This window comes from Escherichia sp. KTE96 (genome assembly GCF_000408525.1).
GTDB classification, from domain to species: Bacteria; Pseudomonadota; Gammaproteobacteria; order Enterobacterales; family Enterobacteriaceae; genus Escherichia; species Escherichia marmotae.
Genome location: NZ_KE137147.1, coordinates 1 through 25,360, shown reverse-complemented (window position 1 = coordinate 25,360; position 25,360 = coordinate 1). Strand labels below are relative to the sequence as shown.

At 50.5% G+C, this 25,360-nt stretch carries 22 protein-coding genes, 1 tRNA gene, 2 rRNA genes and 1 other annotated feature; of the genes, 14 read left to right on the top strand and 11 right to left on the bottom strand.

Going from position 1 to position 25,360, the window contains the following annotated elements; genetic code table 11:
* The first annotated feature begins 77 nt into the window (after positions 1–77).
* On the top strand, positions 78–671 hold the full coding sequence (gene grpE, locus A1WG_RS18040; RefSeq protein ID WP_001366580.1) for a nucleotide exchange factor GrpE: 594 nt from the start codon (positions 78–80) through the stop codon (positions 669–671).
* Between the two features lie 54 nt (positions 672–725).
* Here grpE and A1WG_RS18045 read toward each other — a convergent pair whose 3' ends face one another.
* Entirely contained in the window at positions 726–2,012 is a 1,287-nt protein-coding gene (locus tag A1WG_RS18045; protein ID WP_010723175.1) for an HlyC/CorC family transporter, read from the bottom strand.
* Positions 2,013–2,031: 19 nt separating this feature from the next.
* Positions 2,032–2,823: a cytochrome C assembly family protein gene (locus tag A1WG_RS18050; RefSeq protein ID WP_010376639.1), complete on the bottom strand. Its 792-nt coding sequence runs from the start codon at positions 2,821–2,823 to the stop codon at positions 2,032–2,034.
* A 166-nt stretch (positions 2,824–2,989) separates the two neighbouring features.
* Between A1WG_RS18050 and ffh the strand changes: the two genes are divergently transcribed.
* The 5 genes from ffh (at position 2,990) to rplS (ending at position 6,490) form a co-directional block, all read left to right on the top strand.
* Positions 2,990–4,351 carry a signal recognition particle protein gene (ffh, locus tag A1WG_RS18055; protein WP_001516911.1) on the top strand — a complete coding sequence of 454 codons (1,362 nt, stop codon included), beginning with the start codon at positions 2,990–2,992 and terminating at the stop codon, positions 4,349–4,351.
* A gap of 136 nt (positions 4,352–4,487) precedes the next feature.
* Positions 4,488–4,736: a 30S ribosomal protein S16 gene (gene rpsP / locus A1WG_RS18060; RefSeq protein WP_001371138.1), complete on the top strand. Its 249-nt coding sequence runs from the start codon at positions 4,488–4,490 to the stop codon at positions 4,734–4,736.
* 18 nt (positions 4,737–4,754) lie between these two features.
* Entirely contained in the window at positions 4,755–5,303 is a 549-nt protein-coding gene (gene rimM / locus A1WG_RS18065; RefSeq protein WP_000043335.1) for a ribosome maturation factor RimM, read from the top strand.
* Positions 5,304–5,333: 30 nt separating this feature from the next.
* A complete protein-coding gene (trmD, locus tag A1WG_RS18070; protein ID WP_000264785.1) occupies positions 5,334–6,101 on the top strand; it encodes a tRNA (guanosine(37)-N1)-methyltransferase TrmD in 768 nt (255 codons plus the stop codon).
* Between the two features lie 41 nt (positions 6,102–6,142).
* Complete coding sequence (gene rplS / locus A1WG_RS18075; protein ID WP_000065253.1) at positions 6,143–6,490, top strand: 50S ribosomal protein L19; 348 nt, start codon at positions 6,143–6,145, stop codon at positions 6,488–6,490.
* Between the two features lie 76 nt (positions 6,491–6,566).
* On the opposite strand, the gene A1WG_RS18080 is transcribed toward rplS, so the two are convergent.
* The 4 genes from A1WG_RS18080 to A1WG_RS18095 all read right to left on the bottom strand — a co-directional run bounded on the left by A1WG_RS18080 (position 6,567) and on the right by A1WG_RS18095 (position 9,317).
* Positions 6,567–7,049, bottom strand: coding sequence for an OmpA family protein (locus A1WG_RS18080; RefSeq protein WP_000595358.1), 483 nt, complete (start codon positions 7,047–7,049; stop codon positions 6,567–6,569).
* Between the two features lie 15 nt (positions 7,050–7,064).
* A complete protein-coding gene (gene dgcN / locus A1WG_RS18085; protein ID WP_001516910.1) occupies positions 7,065–8,291 on the bottom strand; it encodes a diguanylate cyclase DgcN/YfiN in 1,227 nt (408 codons plus the stop codon).
* Entirely contained in the window at positions 8,281–8,799 is a 519-nt protein-coding gene (locus A1WG_RS18090) for a regulatory sequestration protein YfiR (RefSeq protein WP_001516909.1), read from the bottom strand. The genes dgcN and A1WG_RS18090 overlap by 11 nt, the downstream gene beginning before the upstream one ends.
* Positions 8,800–8,951: 152 nt before the next feature.
* Entirely contained in the window at positions 8,952–9,317 is a 366-nt protein-coding gene (locus A1WG_RS18095) for a DUF2799 domain-containing protein (protein ID WP_000976009.1), read from the bottom strand.
* A gap of 208 nt (positions 9,318–9,525) precedes the next feature.
* On the opposite strand from A1WG_RS18095, the gene aroF reads away from it, so the two are divergent.
* Both aroF and tyrA read left to right on the top strand, forming a co-directional pair.
* Positions 9,526–10,596, top strand: coding sequence for a 3-deoxy-7-phosphoheptulonate synthase AroF (gene aroF / locus A1WG_RS18100; protein WP_001516907.1), 1,071 nt, complete (start codon positions 9,526–9,528; stop codon positions 10,594–10,596).
* Between the two features lie 10 nt (positions 10,597–10,606).
* Positions 10,607–11,728 carry a bifunctional chorismate mutase/prephenate dehydrogenase gene (tyrA, locus tag A1WG_RS18105; RefSeq protein ID WP_000225243.1) on the top strand — a complete coding sequence of 374 codons (1,122 nt, stop codon included), beginning with the start codon at positions 10,607–10,609 and terminating at the stop codon, positions 11,726–11,728.
* A gap of 44 nt (positions 11,729–11,772) precedes the next feature.
* Here the strand turns inward: tyrA and pheA are convergent, their stop codons facing one another.
* The 5 genes from pheA to bamD form a co-directional block, all read right to left on the bottom strand.
* Entirely contained in the window at positions 11,773–12,933 is a 1,161-nt protein-coding gene (gene pheA, locus A1WG_RS18110) for a bifunctional chorismate mutase/prephenate dehydratase (protein WP_001516906.1), read from the bottom strand.
* A 22-nt stretch (positions 12,934–12,955) separates the two neighbouring features.
* Positions 12,956–13,081, bottom strand: a sequence feature (Phe leader region).
* Complete coding sequence (gene pheL, locus A1WG_RS24470) at positions 13,033–13,080, bottom strand: pheA operon leader peptide PheL (RefSeq protein WP_101958059.1); 48 nt, start codon at positions 13,078–13,080, stop codon at positions 13,033–13,035. Its footprint overlaps the feature before it by 48 nt.
* Positions 13,082–13,183: 102 nt before the next feature.
* Entirely contained in the window at positions 13,184–13,525 is a 342-nt protein-coding gene (gene raiA, locus A1WG_RS18115; protein WP_000178461.1) for a ribosome-associated translation inhibitor RaiA, read from the bottom strand.
* 261 nt (positions 13,526–13,786) lie between these two features.
* Positions 13,787–15,115, bottom strand: a complete 1,329-nt coding sequence (locus A1WG_RS18120) for an IS4-like element IS4 family transposase (RefSeq protein ID WP_000547185.1) — start codon at positions 15,113–15,115, stop codon at positions 13,787–13,789.
* A gap of 121 nt (positions 15,116–15,236) precedes the next feature.
* The gene (gene bamD, locus A1WG_RS18125) at positions 15,237–15,974 is read right to left on the bottom strand and encodes an outer membrane protein assembly factor BamD (protein WP_000197680.1); all 738 of its coding nucleotides are present in this window, start codon (positions 15,972–15,974) and stop codon (positions 15,237–15,239) included.
* Between the two features lie 134 nt (positions 15,975–16,108).
* Between bamD and rluD the strand changes: the two genes are divergently transcribed.
* From rluD to A1WG_RS18155, 6 genes are all read left to right on the top strand, one after another.
* Complete coding sequence (gene rluD / locus A1WG_RS18130) at positions 16,109–17,089, top strand: 23S rRNA pseudouridine(1911/1915/1917) synthase RluD (RefSeq protein ID WP_000079112.1); 981 nt, start codon at positions 16,109–16,111, stop codon at positions 17,087–17,089.
* Positions 17,086–17,817 (top strand): purine nucleoside phosphorylase YfiH, encoded by a 732-nt coding sequence (gene yfiH, locus A1WG_RS18135; protein ID WP_000040161.1) that lies wholly within the window; start codon positions 17,086–17,088, stop codon positions 17,815–17,817. Before rluD ends, yfiH begins: the two co-directional genes overlap by 4 nt.
* 129 nt (positions 17,818–17,946) lie before the next feature.
* Positions 17,947–20,520 (top strand): ATP-dependent chaperone ClpB, encoded by a 2,574-nt coding sequence (gene clpB / locus A1WG_RS18140; protein WP_001516905.1) that lies wholly within the window; start codon positions 17,947–17,949, stop codon positions 20,518–20,520.
* A gap of 442 nt (positions 20,521–20,962) precedes the next feature.
* Positions 20,963–22,504: ribosomal RNA gene (locus A1WG_RS18145) — 16S ribosomal RNA — on the top strand.
* An 85-nt stretch (positions 22,505–22,589) separates the two neighbouring features.
* Positions 22,590–22,665, top strand: a tRNA-Glu gene (locus tag A1WG_RS18150).
* Positions 22,666–22,858: 193 nt separating this feature from the next.
* Positions 22,859–25,360 (top strand): 23S ribosomal RNA (locus tag A1WG_RS18155); the annotation flags it as partial.

The window sequence follows — 25,360 nt, the reverse complement described above, 5'->3', positions numbered from 1 at the left end:
TCCCTTGAAACCCTGAAACTGATCCCCATAATAAGCCAAGTTAGCGAGATGAATGCGAAAAAAACGCGGAGAAATTCATGAGTAGTAAAGAACAGAAAACGCCTGAGGGGCAAGCCCCGGAAGAAATTATCATGGATCAGCACGAAGAGATTGAGGCAGTTGAGCCAGAAGCTTCTGCTGAGCAGGTGGATCCGCGCGATGAAAAAATTGCGAATCTCGAAGCTCAGCTGGCTGAAGCCCAGACCCGTGAACGGGACGGTATTTTGCGCGTAAAAGCGGAAATGGAAAACCTGCGTCGTCGTACTGAACTGGATATCGAAAAAGCGCATAAATTTGCGCTGGAGAAATTCATCAACGAATTGCTGCCGGTGATTGATAGTCTGGATCGTGCGCTGGAAGTGGCTGATAAAGCTAACCCGGATATGTCTGCGATGGTTGAAGGTATTGAGCTGACGCTGAAGTCGATGCTGGATGTAGTACGTAAATTTGGCGTTGATGTCATTGCCGAAACGAACGTACCGCTGGATCCAAACGTGCATCAGGCCATCGCAATGGTGGAATCTGATGACGTTGCGCCGGGTAACGTACTGGGCATCATGCAGAAGGGTTATACGCTGAACGGTCGTACGATTCGTGCGGCGATGGTTACTGTCGCGAAAGCGAAAGCTTAATTTCTGCCTTCGTAATGAGTTACGGCCCTGCATATGAATGCCGGGCCGTTTTCGTTACTCCGCCACGCTTTCACGTAGCGGTTTTACAGGAAAAACTTTTACCTGCTTAATCATATTGTCCTGAACGTCGAGGATATCGATATCGTACTCGCCAATACGCACGCGGGTGCCTGCGACAGGGATCTCTTCCAGCGCCTCCAGAATAACGCCATTAACCGTGCGGGCATCATCTTCCGGTAGATGCCAGTTAAAGGCTTTGTTAATTTCTCGCACGTTGGCGGTGCCATCGATAATCACCGAACCGTCGTTTTGCGGTGTGACCTCTTCGGCAAGCGTTGGTGACATCGACGTGGTGAAATCACCGACAATCTCTTCAAGAATATCTTCAACTGTGACCAGCCCCTGAATATCTCCGTATTCGTTGACGACCAGACCAACTTTCTTTTTATTGCGTTGAAATTTAACTAATTGTGTACTGAGCGGCGTGCCTTCCGGAACAAAATAAATTTCGTCCGCAGCGCGCAGCATGGTTTCTTTAGTGAACTCTTTTTTCTCCGACATCAGCCGCCAGGCTTCACGTACTCGCAGCATACTAATGGCGTCGTCCAGAGAGTCGCGGTACAGCACGATGCGCCCGTGAGGAGAGTGGGAGAGTTGACGGAGAATCGATTTCCAGTCGTCGTTGATATCGATGCCGATGATTTCACTGCGCGGCACCATGATGTCATCAACGGTCATTTTTTCCAGATCGAGCACCGATAGCAGCATATCCTGATTGCGGCGGGAAATTTGTGAGCGTGATTCGTGCACAATGGTGCGCAACTCCTCTTTGCTTAAAGAGCCGCTGACTACGATATCGGTTTTGATACCCATCATACGCATCAGCATACGGGTGATGGCGTTCAGTAGCCAGACCAGTGGCATCATCAAAATTTGCAGCGGAGCCAGCAGAAAACTACTCGGATAGGCGACTTTTTCCGGGTACAGCGCGGCAATGGTTTTCGGCAATACTTCGGCAAAAACCAGCACCACGAAGGTCAGCACGCCGGTCGCAATCGCCACGCCTGCATCACCGTACAAGCGCATTCCGACAATGGTGCCCAGTGCGGAAGCGAGAATATTGACCAGGTTATTGCCGATTAACACCAGGCTTATCAGGCGGTCAGGTTTGCGCAGTAATTTTTCGACCCGTTTAGCCGAGCGATTACCCTGCTTCGCCATATGTCGCAGGCGATAGCGGTTGAGTGTCATCATTCCGGTTTCGGAGCCGGAAAAATAGGCTGAAATGACCACCATGATGATCAAAATTATGATCAACGTGGTAGTAGAGATATGTTCCAGGGGAAGCTCCTTTTCTGGTTTAGCTGATTAACTGCTGGACAATTCGGCTGCCAAAATAGGCCAGTGTCAGAATGACTGCGCCGGCGACGTTAAACCAGACAACGCGGCGTCCACGCCATCCTTCATGATAATGCCCCCACAGCAGCACAATATAGACAAACCACGCCACAATAGAGAGCACGGCCTTGTCTATATTTTCCATGCTAAATAAGTTGTGCATGTAGAACAGGCCTGTACAGAGAGTGAGCGTCAATAGCACCACACCAATTTGCGTGATGTGGAACATTTTACGTTCAATACTCATCAGTGGAGGCATTTCCTGATTAAACGCCAACTTCTTGTTCTTCAGTTGGTAATCAATCCATGCCAGTTGCAGCGCGTACAGGGCAGCGATAATCAGCGTGGCGTAGGAAAAGAGCGATAAGCCAATGTGCATCAGCATCCCGGGTGTTGCTTCCAGGTGGGTGATGTATTCATTGGGCATGAAGGTCGCCAGCGCCAGGTTGATGAGCGCAAAGGCGTAAACAATCGGCAGCAGCAGCCAGCCACGGTTACGTGAGGCCACAATGGTCATCACCGTACAGATCATCAGGCTGACCAACGAACCGACATTCAACAGGCTAAGGTTTTGTCCGCTATCACCGCCGGGCAGTATGCGGGCTTCAAGAGCAATAGCGTGGCAAACCAGCGCGATGACCGCAGAAATAATAGCCATTCGCCGCCAGCCGCCGTTTTTTTGCAGCAGACCGGGAATAATCAGTGCGAGACTGACAGAGTAGGCGACGAGCGCGAGCAGAGCAAAAACGGGCATAGTAATGTCGACAGTTTGAGCAATGAGAAAGAAAAGCAGTATAGCGTCAGGTGAACGCGGCTCCAACCGTTGCATAACAACAAAGACGCCTTCATGTTATACTGCGGCAAAATACTGATGATGTGTCGCGATTGCGGCCAACCGTTTCCACCCCAGGCGAGAGACAATGTTTGATAATTTAACCGATCGTTTGTCGCGCACGCTGCGCAATATCAGTGGCCGTGGACGCCTTACTGAAGACAACGTTAAAGATACGCTGCGCGAAGTGCGCATGGCGCTGCTGGAGGCGGACGTCGCTCTGCCGGTAGTGCGTGAGTTTATCAATCGCGTAAAAGAGAAAGCGGTTGGTCATGAAGTTAACAAGAGCCTGACGCCGGGGCAGGAGTTCGTCAAAATCGTCCGTAACGAACTGGTTGCGGCGATGGGCGAAGAGAACCAGACCCTGAATCTGGCTGCGCAGCCGCCTGCGGTGGTGCTGATGGCGGGCCTGCAAGGTGCCGGTAAAACAACCAGCGTTGGTAAACTCGGTAAGTTCCTGCGCGAGAAGCACAAAAAGAAAGTGCTGGTGGTTTCTGCCGACGTTTATCGTCCGGCGGCAATCAAACAGCTTGAGACGCTGGCCGAACAGGTAGGCGTCGATTTCTTCCCTTCAGATGTTGGTCAGAAGCCGGTCGATATCGTTAATGCGGCGCTGAAAGAAGCCAAACTGAAATTCTACGACGTGTTGCTGGTGGATACTGCCGGTCGTTTGCACGTTGATGAAGCGATGATGGACGAGATCAAACAAGTCCACGCTTCGATTAACCCGGTTGAAACCTTGTTTGTGGTTGACGCCATGACCGGTCAGGATGCCGCCAATACGGCAAAAGCGTTCAATGAAGCGTTACCGCTTACCGGCGTAGTGTTGACCAAAGTAGACGGCGATGCCCGCGGCGGTGCGGCGCTCTCGATTCGCCACATCACTGGCAAACCGATCAAATTCCTCGGTGTTGGTGAGAAAACAGAGGCGCTGGAACCGTTCCATCCGGATCGCATCGCTTCCCGTATTCTCGGTATGGGCGATGTTCTGTCGCTGATCGAAGATATCGAAAGCAAAGTTGACCGCGCGCAGGCTGAGAAATTAGCCAGCAAGCTGAAAAAAGGTGACGGCTTCGATCTCAACGATTTCCTTGAACAGTTGCGCCAGATGAAAAACATGGGCGGCATGGCCAACCTGATGGGCAAACTGCCGGGTATGGGGCAGATCCCGGAGAACGTGAAGTCGCAGATGGACGATAAAGTGCTGGTGCGTATGGAAGCCATCATCAACTCGATGACGCTGAAAGAGCGCGCTAAGCCAGAAATCATCAAAGGTTCGCGTAAACGTCGTATCGCTGCCGGTTGCGGTATGCAGGTACAGGATGTTAACCGTCTTCTGAAGCAGTTCGACGACATGCAGCGCATGATGAAGAAGATGAAGAAGGGCGGAATGGCGAAGATGATGAGAAGCATGAAAGGGATGATGCCGCCGGGATTTCCTGGTCGCTAAATGACCTTATGCGACAGAGTTATTAACTGTTGATTGCATTTTCTCCAGAAATCAGTAAAATTTTCGGGCTTTTAATATGACACCGGACTCCGTTCCTCGATGGGGTCCGGTTGTTTTATTCACACAAGAGGATGTTATGGTAACTATTCGTTTAGCACGTCACGGCGCTAAAAAGCGTCCGTTCTACCAGGTTGTTGTCGCTGACAGCCGTAATGCACGCAACGGTCGCTTCATTGAGCGCGTTGGTTTCTTCAACCCAATCGCTAGCGAAAAAGAAGAAGGCGCCCGCCTGGATCTGGATCGCATTGCTCACTGGGTTGGCCAGGGCGCAACTATTTCTGATCGCGTTGCTGCGCTGATCAAAGAAGTAAACAAAGCAGCTTAATCTGTCACGGTGGTCATGATGAGCAAACAACTCACCGCGCAAGCACCTGTTGATCCCATCGTTTTGGGAAAAATGGGTTCGTCTTACGGTATTCGTGGGTGGCTCAGAGTGTTTTCTTCCACCGAAGACGCCGAAAGCATTTTTGACTATCAGCCCTGGTTTATCCAGAAGGCGGGTCAGTGGCAGCAAGTCCAGTTGGAAAGCTGGAAGCACCACAATCAGGACATGATCATCAAGCTGAAAGGCGTTGACGATCGTGATGCGGCGAACCTGCTGACGAATTGTGAAATTGTCGTAGATTCTTCGCAGTTGCCTCAGCTTGAAGAGGGTGACTACTACTGGAAAGACCTGATGGGCTGCCAGGTAGTGACCACTGAAGGCTACGATCTCGGTAAAGTCGTCGACATGATGGAAACCGGATCTAATGACGTTCTCGTCATTAAGGCAAACCTGAAAGATGCGTTTGGTATCAAGGAACGTCTCGTACCGTTCCTCGATGGGCAGGTTATCAAGAAAGTCGATCTCACTACTCGTTCAATCGAAGTAGATTGGGATCCTGGTTTTTAAACCACCGGATAAACGGTAAAAGACGGCGCTATGTGGATTGGCATAATTAGCCTGTTTCCTGAAATGTTCCGCGCAATTACCGATTACGGGGTAACTGGCCGGGCAGTTAAAAATGGCCTGCTGAGCATCCAGAGCTGGAGTCCTCGTGACTTCACGCATGACCGGCACCGTACCGTGGACGATCGTCCTTACGGCGGCGGACCGGGGATGTTAATGATGGTGCAACCTTTACGGGATGCCATTCATGCAGCAAAAAGCGCGGCGGGTGAAGGCGCTAAGGTGATCTATCTGTCACCGCAGGGGCGCAAGCTTGATCAAGCAGGCGTCAGCGAACTGGCAACGAATCAAAAATTGATTCTGGTGTGCGGTCGCTACGAAGGTATAGATGAGCGCGTGATCCAAACCGAAATTGACGAAGAATGGTCAATCGGGGATTACGTTCTGAGTGGTGGTGAGTTACCAGCAATGACGTTGATTGACTCTGTCTCCCGGTTTATTCCGGGGGTACTGGGACATGAAGCCTCAGCAACGGAAGATTCCTTTGCTGAAGGATTGCTGGATTGCCCGCACTATACGCGGCCTGAGGTGTTAGAAGGGATGGAAGTTCCGTCAGTGTTACTGTCGGGCAACCATGCCGAGATACGTCGCTGGCGTTTGAAACAGTCGCTGGGCCGTACCTGGCTTAGAAGACCTGAACTTCTGGAAAACCTGGCTCTGACTGAAGAGCAAGCAAGGTTGCTGGCGGAGTTCAAAACCGAACACGCGCAACAGCAACATAAACATGATGGGATGGCGTAAGCCCCCGAGATATCAGTTTACCCAGGATAAGAGATTAAATTATGAGCAACATTATTAAGCAACTTGAACAAGAGCAGATGAAGCAGGACGTACCTTCCTTCCGTCCGGGTGATACCGTGGAAGTGAAAGTATGGGTTGTTGAAGGTTCCAAAAAACGTCTGCAGGCATTCGAGGGCGTGGTTATCGCTATTCGTAACCGCGGTCTGCACTCTGCATTCACTGTTCGTAAAATTTCCAACGGCGAAGGCGTTGAGCGTGTCTTCCAGACTCACTCTCCGGTAGTTGACAGCATTTCTGTCAAACGTCGTGGTGCTGTTCGTAAAGCTAAACTGTACTACCTGCGTGAGCGTACTGGTAAGGCTGCTCGTATCAAAGAGCGTCTTAACTAAGATTTCGCTTAAGCGACATCCTGTTAAGAAGGGCTGGCCAATTGGCTGGCCCTTTTTTTATCTACTGAAATTGAGTTTAAGGCGCACTTATCACCACAGCGACGCGGCGGTTCTCGGCCCGACCCTGAGATGTCTGGTTGCTGGCGATGGGGTATTTTTTCCCTAAGCCTTGAGTAGAGAGATTGCTGCGAGGAATTTGCCCACCTTCAGCCCAGGCATCTGCGACGACATTCGCTCTCTTCAGTGATAAGGCTTCATTGTAGCTATCTTCACCGTAGTTATCGGTATGACCATCCATACGGGCATGTGTTAGCCCGGTAGAAGCCAGTTTCGCCGCCATGGTTTGGATCTGTTGCTGACTTTCCGGAAGTAGTTTGTAGTCATTTTTAGCAAACAGAATCGTGTCTGATAAGCCAAGTGACCAGTCACCGGCGGATTCAGTAAAACCATAAGACTGCATAGCAGCGACTTGCTCTGGGGTAAACTTGCCTTGTGGAGCCTGGCAACCTGCCAGTATCAGAGAAGAGAAAACCAGAGGTGCTACCAGTTGCTTTATCATGTAGATATTTCCTTGTTATTTCACCCGCGTTTCGGCGCGCTGGTGCTTGGCCTGATACATATTACGATCGGCCAGCTCTTGTAATTTTTCGGCAGAATCGTGTTCACGAGTCAGGGCGTATCCAATACTTAAGGTCATGCTGGCCTGATGACCGTTATGGAGATTGAATGGGCGATGAAAGGTTTGTGTGAGATCTGCACAGATGCGCTGCACTTCATATTCTGACAGTACGCCAGACAGAACCATGGCGAACTCGTCGCCTCCTATGCGGTATGACTGATGTCGTTTTCCGCTAAATTCCATTAACCGTATGGCTATCTCGATCAAGACCTGATCGCCCGTCGCGTGCCCCCATGTGTCATTGATATATTTGAAATTATCGCCATCAAGAAAAAGTAAAGCTGAGGTTTCTCGTGCAGCAGAATCACTCATTAACGTATTGATACAGTTGCGGAATGCAGCGCGGTTCGCCAGCCCGGTTAATGGGTCATGTAGCGCGGTACGTAGAAGCTGGGCATTTTTTGCCTGCAAACGGAGCTGCCACTCTTCCATTTCATCCAGCAAGCTATTGAAGTCGAGAGCAAAGCGGTGAAATTCTGCGATTCGTTCTTCCGAAACACGGCGGGAAAAATTGCGGTTGGAGCGCACATCATGAACGACGTCAGTGATGTTTTTTAGCGCTTCCACCAGTCCGTTATGCAAATGGCGGGTAAGGGTGATTGCAATGCCTGATGCCAGCAGAATGCAACCCGTCAGAACAGCCAGCGATAACCAGATAAAATGACTGATTGAGTTGTCGCGAGCAGTTAACTGTACTTCGCCAATGATTTTGCCATTATGGCGAATCGGCTGAATGACGGGAGCGGGGAAGAGCCAGTGGCTAATGAAATTACTGAATGTCTCGCCCGGAGCCTTACTGGTGTAATGCCAGGATGCCAGAATGTTTTGCTGGTTATCTCGCACTTCTGCGGTTGAAAATTGGCCCTGCTGACCCAGCGCGGCTAACGTTTCTGTGGCTGCCGGACCATCGGCAAAAACGACAGCAGCTTCCAGACTGTAAGTCATTGTCGCTGCGGTGAGTGCCAGGTTTTTTTGCGCGTATTGTTTCAGGGTCAGCACCGATGTCACGGAAAGCAGCAGCCAGATCAGCGTCATAGTGATAAATACGCTGGTCATGCTGATATTGCGTAATGCTCTTTTAAACGTGGGGCGCTTATTAAGAGAATTATCGTTACCCATCATTTTTCTTCCGTGCGAGCATTAAGACATCCGGGTTGACCTTTACACCACTACGCGATAAGGCATCCAGGTTTACGGCAAATCTGACATTATTATTGTTGATGATCAGGCAAAAGGCGCTGCCAATAATGCACTCGGTATTTTGTTCGGCTATTAATAATAACGCCTTAGACGGATATTCATCGATTAATTCTATCTGGAATGTCGGTGACTCGTTGCCAAAATAAAAGCCATCGCAGCTTGAAATCAGTGCCTCTTGTTTAGAGTTAATGATGATGGGGAGATAAGGCAAAGAAGTTGCGTTGTTCTCTTGTAGGGCTGCGCTAAAACGTGAAGATGAAAAAATACATAGCCTTGGTGGGCCAGTCAATGCAGGCCAGCGAGTGTAGCTGACGATACCGGAAACCATCAAACGTATATTTTTTGTAACGTCAGAAGCACCCTGAGCGAGTAATGGCGATCCTGCCAGGAGAAAGAGCAGTAGTAAAATCGGTCGGTGAGAAAAGCGCATTCAGGGATCCTCACCACCGTTGCTCGAAACGCATCGAAAATTTTCTTTAGGATGCTCATTAAAATATCATTATTTTATGCACTCGTCATCAAAACGAGAATTAAAATTCAAATAAGTTAAATCTTATGATTAATTTATTGATGAGGTTTAAATTAATTCAATCGTATCGTGCTGGCATTTTCATCGGCTCCTTTTTGCCATACTTCATGCAGTTGACTGGCATTTTCCACGGTGTCACAACTGGCGGGAAAGCTTTTACCAGATAGCCCTCTGGCGTAAGTAAAATCAGGCTGGCAGGTTTTCTTTTGTCCTTCGGCATATCCTTTAAGGTATACCACCCGATCTGTTGGTGAATCGTTAAATGTATCGTCGTCTTTTATGGCAACGCCTGATATAGCATCTTCCATACCAACGTCATACCAGTCGGTACTGGTCAAGGTTGGCGCGTGAGTATAAGGATCAATCTGGCAACCGCTAATCACTAAGGCCAACAGGGGACCGATAAATTTTTTCATCATTTTTTCTCCTTTTTCAAAGCATAGCGGATTGTTTTTGATAGTGGTGTAAATTTATTTTTACGAAATTAATTGTCTCAGAAGCATTAAAACTGCATGTGTAAACTATTATTTACGAAATTTGGATTGAAATCTTTACTTGTTGTGTTATCGTTACGTCATCCTCGTTGAGGATCAACTATCGCAAACGAGCATAAACAGGATCACCATCATGCAAAAAGACGCGCTGAATAACGTACACATTACCGATGAACAGGTTCTGATGACCCCGGAACAATTGAAGGCCGCTTTTCCATTAAGCCTGCAACAAGAAGCCAGGATTGCCGATTCGCGTAAAACCATTTCAGATATTATCGCCGGGCGCGATCCTCGTCTGCTGGTAGTGTGTGGTCCTTGTTCCATTCATGATCCTGAAACGGCTCTGGAATATGCTCGTCGATTTAAAGCTCTTGCCGAAGAGGTCAGCGATAACCTCTATCTGGTGATGCGCGTCTATTTTGAAAAACCCCGTACTACTGTCGGCTGGAAAGGGTTAATTAACGATCCACATATGGATGGCTCTTTTGACGTAGAAGCCGGGCTGCAAATTGCGCGTAAGTTGCTGCTTGAACTGGTGAACATGGGGCTGCCGTTGGCGACGGAGGCGTTAGATCCAAACAGCCCGCAATATCTTGGTGATCTGTTTAGCTGGTCTGCAATTGGTGCTCGCACCACAGAATCGCAAACACACCGTGAAATGGCATCTGGCCTGTCTATGCCGGTTGGTTTTAAAAACGGCACCGATGGCAGTCTGGCAACGGCAATTAACGCCATGCGAGCTGCCGCCCAGCCACACCGTTTTGTCGGTATTAACCAGGCAGGGCAGGTTGCGTTGCTACAAACGCAAGGTAATCCGGACGGACATGTGATCCTGCGCGGCGGCAAAGCACCGAATTATAGCCCTGCGGATATTGCGCAATGTGAAAAAGAGATGGAACAGGCGGGACTGCGTCCCTCACTGATGGTAGATTGCAGCCACGGTAATTCCAATAAAGATTATCGCCGCCAACCTGCGGTAGCAGAGTCCGTGGTTGCCCAAATCAAAGATGGCAATCGCTCAATTATTGGTCTGATGATCGAAAGTAATATCCACGAAGGCAATCAGTCTTCCGAGCAACCGCGCAGCGCAATGAAATACGGTGTATCCGTTACCGATGCCTGCATTAGCTGGGAAATGACAGATGCCTTGCTGCGTGAGATTCATCATGATCTCAACGGACAGTTGACGGCACGCGTGGCTTAAGAGGTTTATTATGGTTGCTGAGTTGACCGCATTACGCGATCAAATTGATGAAGTCGATAAAGAGCTGCTGAATTTATTAGCGAAGCGTCTGGAACTGGTTGCCGAAGTCGGTGAGGTGAAGAGCCGTTTTGGGTTGCCTATTTATGTTCCGGAGCGTGAGGCATCCATGCTGGCCTCGCGGCGCGCCGAGGCTGAAGCTCTCGGAGTGCCGCCGGATCTCATTGAAGACATCCTGCGTCGGGTGATGCGTGAATCTTACTCCAGCGAGAACGACAAAGGCTTTAAAACGCTTTGTCCTACGTTGCGCCCGGTGGTTATCGTCGGCGGTGGCGGTCAGATGGGGCGATTGTTCGAGAAGATGCTGACACTCTCGGGTTATCAGGTGCGGATCCTTGAACAACATGATTGGGAACGTGCGGCTGAGATTGTTGCCGATGCCGGAATGGTGATTGTTAGTGTGCCGATTCATGTTACTGAGCAGGTCATAGGAAAATTGCCGCGTTTACCGCAAGACTGTATTCTGGTTGATCTGGCATCGGTGAAAAATGGACCGTTGCAGGCCATGCTGGCGGCGCATGATGGTCCGGTGCTGGGGCTACACCCGATGTTCGGCCCGGACAGCGGTAGCCTGGCGAAACAGGTCGTTGTCTGGTGTGATGGCCGCCAGCCGGAAGCGTATCAATGGTTTCTGGAGCAAATTCAGGTCTGGGGCGCACGGTTACATCGCATTAGCGCCGTGGAGCACGATCAGAATATGGCGTTTATCCAGGCGTTGCGCCACTTTGCTACTTTTGCTTATGGCCTGCATCTGGCAGAAGAAAATGTTCAGCTTGAGCAACTTCTGGCGCTCTCTTCGCCCATTTATCGCCTTGAACTGGCGATGGTCGGGCGACTGTTTGCCCAGGATCCGCAGCTTTATGCCGACATCATCATGTCGTCAGAACGTAATCTGGCGCTGATCAAACGTTACTATAAACGTTTTGGCGAGGCGATTGAGTTGCTGGAGCAGGGCGATAAGCAGGCGTTTATTGACAGTTTCCGCAAGGTTGAGCACTGGTTCGGTGATTACGCGCAACGCTTCCAGAGTGAAAGCCGTGTGTTATTGCGTCAGGCAAACGACAACCGGCAGTAATAATTTTGTGCCGGGTGATACGTATCACATCCGGCACGGCTTCATCATGCAGGATCGACAGGCACCACATTCTCGCTTGGGTAACAGCCCAACACCTTCATCGAACGGGTGATTTCACCTAACTCTTTCAATGCTTTTTGCATTTCTGCTGATTCAAGGTTGGCCTGAATATCCAGATAAAACATCTCTTCCCACGGATTACCGTGAATCGGACGTGATTCCAGACGGGTCATGATCAGATTATGATTGCGCAGCACCAGCAGTGCTTCAACCAGTGCACCGGCTTGTTGTCCGGTGGCCATTAACAGCGTGGTTTTTGCCGGAACCTGGTCTGAAACGTTAATGGCTTTACGCGCCAGCACGACAAATCGGGTGAAGTTTTGTCGCTGATTTGCCTCAATGCGCTCCAACACCTGTAAGCCGTACAAAGTGCCGCCTGCCTCGCTCCCCAATGCAGCAACATGCGGTGATTTTGCCTGTGCAACCTTTTCCATCGCCGCGGACGTACTTTCGGTATATTCAATCTTCCAGTGCGGATAGCGATTAAGGAATTTACTGCATTGCTGGAATGGCTGCGGATGGCTGTAGACCGTGTTGATGGTGGATAAATCTGTAGTACCAGAAACCAGCAGGCAGTGGTCAATGGTCAGCGTCATCTCGCCAACAATCGATAAGCTGGTATGTTGCAGCAGATCGTAGACATCGTTAATGGCACCGGAGCTGGTATTTTCAATCGGTACGACGGCATAGTCGGCCTGACCTGTTTCCACCTGATTAAAAATATCAGCAAATTTGACACAACCACTTTCAATAAATTGCTCGAAGTGACGGGCAGCATACTGACGGGCGGCAAGGTGTGAGTAGGAACCTTTCGGGCCAAGAAAAGCAATGCGGGCAGAGTGCGGATTAATTTTATTGAGATGCTGCTGGAGCAGTGCCTGCTGGGTCAATACGGAATCTTCAATGATAAGCTGGAACAGACGGGTAATGTAGTGCGCATCCAGATGGTGCGTTTTACCGAGTGTAATCAGTTTTTCCAGTAAATCGCGTTCACGATCGATATCACGTACCGGGCGATGAGAGAGCAGTTTGGCTTTTCCCACCTCGACAGCAAGTTCGCGCCGCTCTGCCAGTAGCGCCAGTAATTTTTCATCCAGCGAGCTGATTTTCTCACGCAGCGCCAGTAACGGGTTTTCCGATGTCATAGTGTTGCCTTTTTTGTTATCAATAAAAAAGGCCCCCCGGTTTGGGAGGCCTTATTGTTCGTCTTCGCATTCTGTTTCACACGACGAAACGCCTCCCATTCAGGGGAAGGTAAAAAAGAATGCGAAGAAGAACAGAGTGTGTTTCATATTTGTTTCCTTAAGCGACTTCAGTACAGTACCCGCACTGTTTTCACGCTGTCAACAAAAAACGCGCCCGAAGGCGCGTTGGCGATACACTCAATATAAAGGACTACTCTTCTTCAACTTCTTCGACAAAGTTGGCGTCTTTCACCGATGTTGCGGCACGACGTGCTTCGCCTTTGTGCTGCAGTTTATTGAGCTGCCGTTCCAGCTTGTTGATCAATTCGTTAATTGCGGTGTACATATCTTCATGTTTACCACTGGCAACAAGAACGCCGTTAGGTGTATTGATAGTGGCGTCAGCAACGAACCCTTGTGGCTCTTTGGACAGAATGATATGTGGATTAATCAGATGTGTTTGCCATTTTTCCAGTTTGGCGAGACGGTCTTCGACATGTTGGCGGATGGCCGGAGTAATTTCCATTTGTTTACTGGTAATGTTCATTGTCATAAATTTTACCTCTTGTCTTCCCGTCTTGGTGAATTCAGCATACCGTTCCTGATGTCAAAATGTGTGATGGAAATCTCATAATTTTGTCACTTTTTGTCAACGAAGTTTTTTTGTGAGAAATCGCAGGAAGAAGTGTTTTTTTACTTGAGGAATGTCTCAAAGCGAGCCATATTTGATGAGATCGATCGCGACTAAATCGCTTCAGTTACACGCGTTACAGAATAAAAAAAACGGCAGCTCAAGGGCTGTAATGCCAGTCAGTTAAGCAACTGACTGGCTCTTTTTCGGGGCTGTGGGGTATTTCCAGGGCCTCTCCTTTACCACTCTCGGGAAGGCCCTTTCCCTTCTTGTCGGTAATTTCACTAGTTGTCCCATACTTGCAAGATCGCGCATCAGCTCCGGTATACGTCCCGGTGAAGCGCCCTGCAATGTCATCAGCATTCTCATCACCATTCCGCATGATTCTGAGAAACTCAGTTGATTCGGCCAGTAACCTTTCAGATGTTCCGCCATTTTAATCATCTGATATCTCACCAGATTATAAGCCAGTAAGACACCCCACAGCTCTTGCTCCACAAGCTCCGGCTTTTTACTTCTCAGCGTCAGCCTGCTCAGTTGCATCGTCTGTTTTATCTCCCTGTATCCCAGTTCGATTTCCCAGCGATGACTGTACAGATCCGCCATTTCTCCTCCGGGGAAGCGCATGGCGTCCGTCATCGACGTCAGCAGATGGCAGACTTTTCCTTTGCGCGTCACGGTCAGCAGGCGGGCTGTCACCTCATTTCCCAGTCCCGGCCACTTTTTTCGTGCCTGCGGGCTGGTTTTCAGCTTCACCAGATGATCGCCTTTACCCAGTTTTCTGATCTCTTCATATTGCGCTCCCTTTCTGAGAGGGATCATCCAGTGGCGGTGTTCTCCCGCCAGGCTCCAGGCATTTAACAGTCCCAGTGAGTAATAACCTTTATCCATTAACGTCAGGGTGTTATCGCCGGTTTGTTCTATAAGTTGCTCAGCAAGCTCATTTTCGCTGTTCTTCATCGTGCCGAAAGCTGCAGCCGTCAGCAGATGGCTGGTCAGTTCCATCTGGCAGACCATTTTGACCTGCGGGTAGAGCGCCGGGTTCCCGGCATGTGTCTGGCGGGGGAAGGCTGCATCGTTCTCTGGTGTATCCGGTGTGCGCCAGAACACACCATCGATGGCCAGCAGGGTCAGGCCGCACCAGTGCGGATGCGGCGTGGCGTTATGCCAGAGCTGCGCTGTTTTCGTGAACACGCGGCGGACAGCCTCACTTCCCAGGCGCTGGCGGGCCTGAATAACGGCACTGGGGGCAACGAAGGGGCGATTGCCCGGTAGCATGATGTCCAGGCGATTCACAATCTGGTGAAGAGGTTCTTTACGCTCAAGCGCCATGCCAACAATACACCAGACCATCATTTCGAGGGGAAGACGGCGCTTGCGTAGCGTTACAGTACCTGATTCAGCAAGGCAACGAGAGATGAGTTCGGGGTCGAGGTAATCCCCCAGAGAAGTCAGTGGGTTACGCAGAGAATCGTAACGGGATACCAGATCAAGGGCCTGTCCAATGTGCATAAAAAAATCCGGAAACGAGTGAGCGTTTCCGGATTTTTACACAGCCACTGGATCGGTCAACTGATCCTTAACTGATCGGCATTAGAGCTCAAGGGCTGCCGTTTTGTGTTTCAGAATTCTGTTATGTATTACTGCTGTTTGCGGCGATGATTTTCGCGACTTTTTCAGCTTGTGCATTCATCTGCATCTGACGGTAAGCATTTTCCATTAGTGGCAGAGCATCACGTGTAGCCTGAGTATCCGGGAAATCACGCAGCATGCCTTCTACACGGTTAACGACAGCAACCCATGCGCCGCGTTCTGTATAGTACTCGGCAACAGAGTATTCATATTTCGCCAGGCGATCTTTCAGGAACACCAGACGTTTGGTGGCATCGGTGGTGTACTGACTGTTCGGATAGCCGCGAACTAATTTGGAAAAGTCACTAAACGCAGCTCGAGCATGTTGAGGATCGCGATCGCTACGGTCAACGCCAAAGAATCCTTGTAGCGCACTGTCATCCAGTGCCATATTGGTCAGGCCACGCATATACATGACATAATCGATATTCGGATGGGTCGGGTTCAGGCGAATAAAACGATCGATGGCAGCCTGTGCTAACGGCAGATCGGCGTTTTTATAATAGGCGTAGATGAGATCCAACTGCACCTGCTGTGAATACGGACCAAACGGATAGCGATTATCTAACGCTTCCAGTTGCGTTATTGCCTGTCTCCAGTTACCGTCCTGCAGCTTTTGTTGTGCAGTCGCGTAAATTTCATTTGGCGGATTATCAGGTACTTCTTCCTTTGAACCCGAGCAACCCGCCAAAAACAGGCTTAATGTGGCGGCTGCCACCAGATATTTCATGCGCGTCATGACGTTTTGACTTTCCTCAAAATGTATTACGGGAGATTCTCTGTTCCTGCTCCCGGTTAAGACCAGCTACAATAGCACACTATATTAAACGGCAAAGCCGTAAAACCCCAACGATAAACGAAGAAGCAGTATATATGGCACAACGAGTACAACTCACTGCAACAGTGTCCGAAAACCAACTCGGTCAACGCTTAGATCAAGCTTTGGCCGAAATGTTCCCGGATTATTCACGTTCGCGGATAAAAGAATGGATCCTCGACCAGCGCGTGCTGGTTAACGGCAAAGTTTGTGATAAGCCGAAAGAAAAAGTATTGGGTGGCGAGCAGGTTGCCATCAACGCCGAAATTGAAGAAGAAGCGCGTTTTGAACCGCAGGATATCCCACTGGATATCGTCTATGAAGATGAAGACATCATTGTTATTAATAAACCGCGCGACCTGGTTGTACATCCTGGCGCGGGTAACCCTGATGGCACGGTGTTGAATGCGTTGCTTCATTACTATCCGCCAATTGCAGATGTTCCGCGTGCGGGCATTGTCCATCGTCTGGATAAAGACACGACGGGTTTGATGGTTGTGGCAAAAACGGTTCCAGCTCAGACGCGTTTGGTGGAGTCTCTGCAACGGCGTGAAATTACCCGTGAGTACGAAGCCGTAGCGATTGGTCATATGACTGCGGGTGGCACGGTGGACGAGCCAATCAGCCGCCATCCCACCAAACGCACCCATATGGCGGTGCATCCGATGGGCAAACCAGCGGTCACTCACTATCGCATCATGGAACACTTCCGTGTGCACACGCGTCTGCGGTTGCGTCTCGAAACAGGACGTACGCATCAGATCCGCGTGCATATGGCGCATATCACTCATCCGCTGGTGGGTGATCCGGTTTATGGTGGTCGCCCGCGTCCGCCGAAGGGGGCGTCGGAAGCGTTTATCTCCACGCTGCGTAAGTTTGATCGTCAGGCGCTTCACGCAACGATGCTACGTCTCTATCACCCGATTTCCGGTATCGAAATGGAATGGCACGCGCCTATCCCACAAGATATGGTTGAACTGATTGAGGTGATGCGCGCCGATTTCGAAGAGCATAAGGATGAAGTGGACTGGTTATGAGTAAGTTGATTGTCCCGCAGTGGCCGTTGCCAAAAGGTGTTGCGGCCTGTAGCTCTACCCGTATTGGCGGCGTTAGCTTACCGCCTTACGATTCTCTCAATCTGGGGGCCCATTGTGGTGATAACCCGGAACACGTTGAGGAGAATCGCAGGCGACTTTTTGCTGCGGGCAATTTGCCTTCAAAACCGGTGTGGCTTGAGCAGGTACATGGGAAAGATGTTCTAAGGCTTACTGGCGAACCTTATGCCTCTAAACGGGCGGATGCATCTTATAGCAACACACCTGGCACGGTTTGCGCTGTGATGACTGCCGACTGCCTGCCTGTGCTGTTTTGCAACCGTGCGGGAACGGAAGTCGCCGCTGCTCATGCTGGCTGGCGTGGACTTTGCGCTGGTGTGCTGGAGGAGACAGTTTCTTGTTTTGCTGATAAGCCAGAAAACATTCTTGCCTGGCTGGGACCTGCAATTGGTCCGCGCGCCTTTGAAGTGGGGCCGGAGGTTCGCGAGGCATTTATGGCAGTAGATGCCAAAGCGAGCGAGGCTTTCATTCAGCGTGGTGATAAATATCTGGCGGATATTTATCTGCTTGCCCGGCAGCGTCTGGCGAACGTCGGTGTTGAACAAATTTTCGGTGGTAATCGCTGTACATACACTGAAAATGAGACTTTCTTCTCTTATCGTCGCGACAAGTGCACGGGTCGTATGGCAAGTTTCATTTGGCTGATATAACCTAAAGAATCAAGACGATCCGGTACGCGTGATTTTCTTTTCACATTAATCTGGTCAATAACCTTGAATAATTGAGGGATGACCTCATTTAATCTCCAGTAGCAACTTTGATCCGTTATGGGAGGAGTTATGCGTCTGGATCGTCTTACTAACAAATTCCAGCTTGCTCTTGCCGATGCCCAATCACTTGCACTCGGGCACGACAACCAATTCATCGAACCACTTCATTTAATGAGCGCCCTGCTGAATCAGGAAGGGGGGTCGGTTAGTCCTTTATTAACATCCGCTGGCATTAATGCTGGCCAATTGCGCACAGATATCAATCAGGCATTAAATCGTTTACCGCAGGTTGAAGGTACAGGGGGCGATGTCCAGCCTTCACAGGATCTGGTGCGCGTTCTTAATCTTTGCGACAAGCTGGCGCAAAAACGTGGTGATAACTTTATCTCGTCAGAACTGTTTGTTCTGGCGGCACTTGAGTCTCGCGGCACGCTGGCCGACATCCTGAAAGCAGCAGGGGCGACCACCGCCAACATTACTCAAGCGATTGAACAAATGCGTGGAGGTGAAAGCGTGAATGATCAAGGAGCCGAAGACCAACGTCAGGCTTTGAAAAAATATACCATTGACCTTACCGAACGTGCCGAACAAGGTAAACTCGATCCGGTAATTGGTCGTGATGAAGAAATTCGTCGTACCATTCAGGTACTGCAACGCCGTACTAAAAATAACCCGGTACTGATCGGTGAACCTGGTGTCGGTAAAACCGCCATCGTTGAAGGTTTGGCGCAGCGTATTATCAATGGCGAAGTACCGGAAGGGCTGAAAGGCCGCCGCGTACTGGCGCTGGATATGGGCGCGCTGGTGGCTGGGGCGAAATATCGTGGTGAGTTTGAAGAACGTCTGAAAGGCGTGCTGAACGATCTGTCGAAACAGGAAGGCAACGTCATTCTGTTTATCGATGAGCTGCACACCATGGTGGGCGCAGGTAAAGCCGATGGCGCAATGGACGCCGGGAATATGCTGAAACCGGCACTGGCCCGTGGTGAACTGCACTGCGTGGGCGCGACCACCCTTGATGAATATCGCCAGTACATTGAAAAAGATGCGGCGCTGGAACGTCGTTTCCAGAAAGTGTTTGTTGCCGAGCCAACGGTGGAAGACACCATTGCTATTCTACGTGGCCTGAAAGAACGTTACGAGCTGCACCACCATGTGCAAATTACTGACCCGGCAATTGTTGCAGCGGCGACGTTGTCTCATCGCTACATTGCTGACCGTCAGTTGCCAGATAAAGCCATCGACCTGATCGATGAAGCGGCATCCAGTATCCGTATGCAGATTGACTCAAAACCGGAAGAGCTTGACCGACTCGATCGTCGAATTATCCAGCTTAAGCTGGAACAACAGGCGTTAATGAAAGAGTCTGATGAAGCCAGTAAAAAACGTCTGGATATGCTCAATGAAGAACTGAGTGACAAAGAACGCCAGTACTCTGAGTTAGAAGAGGAGTGGAAAGCAGAGAAAGCGTCACTCTCTGGCACCCAGACCATTAAAGCCGAACTGGAACAGGCGAAAATCGCCATTGAACAGGCGCGCCGTGTAGGTGATCTGGCGCGGATGTCCGAACTGCAATACGGCAAAATTCCGGAGCTCGAAAAACAACTGGAAGCGGCTACACAGCTCGAAGGCAAAACCATGCGTCTGTTGCGTAATAAAGTGACTGACGCAGAAATTGCTGAAGTGTTGGCGCGTTGGACGGGCATTCCTGTTTCTCGCATGATGGAAAGTGAGCGCGAAAAACTGCTGCGTATGGAGCAAGAACTGCACCATCGTGTTATTGGCCAAAACGAAGCCGTTGATGCGGTATCTAACGCCATTCGTCGTAGCCGTGCGGGGCTTGCGGATCCTAATCGCCCGATTGGTTCGTTCTTGTTCCTCGGTCCAACGGGTGTAGGTAAAACCGAACTCTGTAAGGCGCTGGCGAATTTTATGTTCGACAGTGACGAGGCGATGGTTCGTATCGATATGTCCGAGTTTATGGAGAAACACTCGGTGTCTCGTCTGGTTGGTGCACCTCCGGGATATGTGGGTTATGAAGAAGGTGGCTACCTGACTGAAGCGGTGCGTCGTCGTCCTTATTCCGTCATTCTGCTGGATGAAGTGGAAAAAGCGCATCCGGATGTATTCAACATTCTGTTGCAGGTTCTGGATGACGGACGTCTGACTGATGGGCAGGGGAGAACGGTCGATTTCCGTAATACGGTGGTCATTATGACCTCTAACCTCGGCTCCGATCTGATCCAGGAACGTTTCGGTGAACTGGATTATGCGCGCATGAAAGAGCTGGTGCTCGGCGTGGTTAGCCATAACTTCCGTCCGGAATTCATAAACCGTATCGATGAAGTTGTGGTCTTCCACCCGTTGGGTGAACAACATATCGCTTCGATTGCTCAGATCCAGTTGAAACGTCTGTACAAACGTCTGGAAGAACGTGGTTATGAAATCCACATTTCTGACGAGGCACTGAAACTGCTGAGCGAGAATGGTTACGATCCGGTTTATGGTGCACGTCCTCTGAAACGTGCTATCCAGCAACAGATCGAAAACCCGCTGGCGCAGCAAATACTGTCTGGTGAATTGGTTCCTGGCAAAGTCATTCGCCTGGAAGTTAATGAAGACCGCATTGTCGCCGTCCAGTAAATGATAAAACGAGTCCTTCGGGGCTCGTTTCTGTCTATAAGTTAGACGGAAAAGACCATGTTCGGGGTGTTTTGCCTGAAAATTGAGCGAACGATAAAGTTTTTATATTTTTCGCTTGTCAGGCCGGAATAACTCCCTATAATGCGCCACCACTGACACGGAACAACGGCAAATAAGCCGCCGGGTCAGCGGGGTTCTCCTGAGAACTTCGACAGAGAAAAGCGAAAAAATGCTTGACTCTGTAGCGGGAAAGCGTATTATGCACACCCCGCGCCGCTGAGAAAAAGCGAAGCGGCACTGCTCTTTAACAATTTATCAGACAATCTGTGTGGGCACTCGAAGATACGGATTCTTAACGTCGCAAGACGCTAAATGAATACCAAGTCTCAAGAGTGAACACGTAATTCATTACGAAGTTTAATTCTTTGAGCATCAAACTTTTAAATTGAAGAGTTTGATCATGGCTCAGATTGAACGCTGGCGGCAGGCCTAACACATGCAAGTCGAACGGTAACAGAAAGAAGCTTGCTTCTTTGCTGACGAGTGGCGGACGGGGGAGTAATGTCTGGGAAACTGCCCGATGGAGGGGGATAACTACTGGAAACGGTAGCTAATACCGCATAACGTCGCAAGACCAAAGAGGGGGACCTTCGGGCCTCTTGCCATCGGATGTGCCCAGATGGGATTAGCTAGTAGGCGGGGTAACGGCCCACCTAGGCGACGATCTCTAGCTGGTCTGAGAGGATGACCAGCCACACTGGAACTGAGACACGGTCCAGACTCCTACGGGAGGCAGCAGTGGGGAATATTGCACAATGGGCGCAAGCCTGATGCAGCCATGCCGCGTGTATGAAGAAGGCCTTCGGGTTGTAAAGTACTTTCAGCGGGGAGGAAGGGAGTAAAGTTAATACCTTTGCTCATTGACGTTACCCGCAGAAGAAGCACCGGCTAACTCCGTGCCAGCAGCCGCGGTAATACGGAGGGTGCAAGCGTTAATCGGAATTACTGGGCGTAAAGCGCACGCAGGCGGTTTGTTAAGTCAGATGTGAAATCCCCGGGCTCAACCTGGGAACTGCATCTGATACTGGCAAGCTTGAGTCTCGTAGAGGGGGGTAGAATTCCAGGTGTAGCGGTGAAATGCGTAGAGATCTGGAGGAATACCGGTGGCGAAGGCGGCCCCCTGGACGAAGACTGACGCTCAGGTGCGAAAGCGTGGGGAGCAAACAGGATTAGATACCCTGGTAGTCCACGCCGTAAACGATGTCGACTTGGAGGTTGTGCCCTTGAGGCGTGGCTTCCGGAGCTAACGCGTTAAGTCGACCGCCTGGGGAGTACGGCCGCAAGGTTAAAACTCAAATGAATTGACGGGGGCCCGCACAAGCGGTGGAGCATGTGGTTTAATTCGATGCAACGCGAAGAACCTTACCTGGTCTTGACATCCACAGAACATTCCAGAGATGGGATGGTGCCTTCGGGAACTGTGAGACAGGTGCTGCATGGCTGTCGTCAGCTCGTGTTGTGAAATGTTGGGTTAAGTCCCGCAACGAGCGCAACCCTTATCCTTTGTTGCCAGCGGTCCGGCCGGGAACTCAAAGGAGACTGCCAGTGATAAACTGGAGGAAGGTGGGGATGACGTCAAGTCATCATGGCCCTTACGACCAGGGCTACACACGTGCTACAATGGCGCATACAAAGAGAAGCGACCTCGCGAGAGCAAGCGGACCTCATAAAGTGCGTCGTAGTCCGGATTGGAGTCTGCAACTCGACTCCATGAAGTCGGAATCGCTAGTAATCGTGGATCAGAATGCCACGGTGAATACGTTCCCGGGCCTTGTACACACCGCCCGTCACACCATGGGAGTGGGTTGCAAAAGAAGTAGGTAGCTTAACCTTCGGGAGGGCGCTTACCACTTTGTGATTCATGACTGGGGTGAAGTCGTAACAAGGTAACCGTAGGGGAACCTGCGGTTGGATCACCTCCTTACCTTAAAGAAGCGTTCTTTGAAGTGCTCACACAGATTGTCTGATAGAAAGTGAAAAGCAAGGCGTCTTGCGAAGCAGACTGATACGTCCCCTTCGTCTAGAGGCCCAGGACACCGCCCTTTCACGGCGGTAACAGGGGTTCGAATCCCCTAGGGGACGCCACTTGCTGGTTTGTGAGTGAAAGTCGCCGGCCACTGTATCTCAAAACTCACTTACGAGTGATGTTTGAGATATTTGCTCTTTAAAAATCTGGATCAAGCTGAAAATTGAAACACTGAACAACGAAAGTTGTTCGTGAGTCTCTCAAATTTTCGCAACACGATGATGGTTCGTAAGAAACATCTTCGGGTTGTGAGGTTAAGCGACTAAGCGTACACGGTGGATGCCCTGGCAGTCAGAGGCGATGAAGGACGTGCTAATCTGCGATAAGCGTCGGTAAGGTGATATGAACCGTTATAACCGGCGATTTCCGAATGGGGAAACCCAGTGTGATCCGTCACACTATCATTAACTGAATCCATAGGTTAATGAGGCGAACCGGGGGAACTGAAACATCTAAGTACCCCGAGGAAAAGAAATCAACCGAGATTCCCCCAGTAGCGGCGAGCGAACGGGGAGGAGCCCAGAGCCTGAATCAGTATGTGTGTTAGTGGAAGCGTCTGGAAAGGCGTGCGATACAGGGTGACAGCCCCGTACACAAAAATGCACATGCTGTGAGCTCGATGAGTAGGGCGGGACACGTGGTATCCTGTCTGAATATGGGGGGACCATCCTCCAAGGCTAAATACTCCTGACTGACCGATAGTGAACCAGTACCGTGAGGGAAAGGCGAAAAGAACCCCGGCGAGGGGAGTGAAAAAGAACCTGAAACCGTGTACGTACAAGCAGTGGGAGCCTCTTTAATGGGGTGACTGCGTACCTTTTGTATAATGGGTCAGCGACTTATATTCTGTAGCAAGGTTAACCGAATAGGGGAGCCGAAGGGAAACCGAGTCTTAACTGGGCGTTAAGTTGCAGGGTATAGACCCGAAACCCGGTGATCTAGCCATGGGCAGGTTGAAGGTTGGGTAACACTAACTGGAGGACCGAACCGACTAATGTTGAAAAATTAGCGGATGACTTGTGGCTGGGGGGGAAAGGCCAATCAAACCGGGAGATAGCTGGTTCTCCCCGAAAGCTATTTAGGTAGCGCCTCGTGAATTCATCTCCGGGGGTAGAGCACTGTTTCGGCAAGGGGGTCATCCCGACTTACCAACCCGATGCAAACTGCGAATACCGGAGAATGTTATCACGGGAGACACACGGCGGGTGCTAACGTCCGTCGTGAAGAGGGAAACAACCCAGACCGCCAGCTAAGGTCCCAAAGTCATGGTTAAGTGGGAAACGATGTGGGAAGGCCCAGACAGCCAGGATGTTGGCTTAGAAGCAGCCATCATTTAAAGAAAGCGTAATAGCTCACTGGTCGAGTCGGCCTGCGCGGAAGATGTAACGGGGCTAAACCATGCACCGAAGCTGCGGCAGCGACACTATGTGTTGTTGGGTAGGGGAGCGTTCTGTAAGCCGTTGAAGGTGTGCTGTGAGGCATGCTGGAGGTATCAGAAGTGCGAATGCTGACATAAGTAACGATAAAGCGGGTGAAAAGCCCGCTCGCCGGAAGACCAAGGGTTCCTGTCCAACGTTAATCGGGGCAGGGTGAGTCGACCCCTAAGGCGAGGCCGAAAGGCGTAGTCGATGGGAAACAGGTTAATATTCCTGTACTTGGTGTTACTGCGAAGGGGGGACGGAGAAGGCTATGTTGGCCGGGCGACGGTTGTCCCGGTTTAAGCGTGTAGGCTGATTTTCCAGGCAAATCCGGAGAATCAAGGCTGAGGCGTGATGACGAGGCACTACGGTGCTGAAGCAACAAATGCCCTGCTTCCAGGAAAAGCCTCTAAGCATCAGGTAACATCAAATCGTACCCCAAACCGACACAGGTGGTCAGGTAGAGAATACCAAGGCGCTTGAGAGAACTCGGGTGAAGGAACTAGGCAAAATGGTGCCGTAACTTCGGGAGAAGGCACGCTGATATGTAGGTGAAGCGACTTGCTCGTGGAGCTGAAATCAGTCGAAGATACCAGCTGGCTGCAACTGTTTATTAAAAACACAGCACTGTGCAAACACGAAAGTGGACGTATACGGTGTGACGCCTGCCCGGTGCCGGAAGGTTAATTGATGGGGTCAGCCGCAAGGCGAAGCTCTTGATCGAAGCCCCGGTAAACGGCGGCCGTAACTATAACGGTCCTAAGGTAGCGAAATTCCTTGTCGGGTAAGTTCCGACCTGCACGAATGGCGTAATGATGGCCAGGCTGTCTCCACCCGAGACTCAGTGAAATTGAACTCGCTGTGAAGATGCAGTGTACCCGCGGCAAGACGGAAAGACCCCGTGAACCTTTACTATAGCTTGACACTGAACATTGAGCCTTGATGTGTAGGATAGGTGGGAGGCTTTGAAGTGTGGACGCCAGTCTGCATGGAGCCGACCTTGAAATACCACCCTTTAATGTTTGATGTTCTAACGTGGACCCGTGATCCGGGTTGAGGACAGTGTCTGGTGGGTAGTTTGACTGGGGCGGTCTCCTCCTAAAGAGTAACGGAGGAGCACGAAGGTTGGCTAATCCTGGTCGGACATCAGGAGGTTAGTGCAATGGCATAAGCCAGCTTGACTGCGAGCGTGACGGCGCGAGCAGGTGCGAAAGCAGGTCATAGTGATCCGGTGGTTCTGAATGGAAGGGCCATCGCTCAACGGATAAAAGGTACTCCGGGGATAACAGGCTGATACCGCCCAAGAGTTCATATCGACGGCGGTGTTTGGCACCTC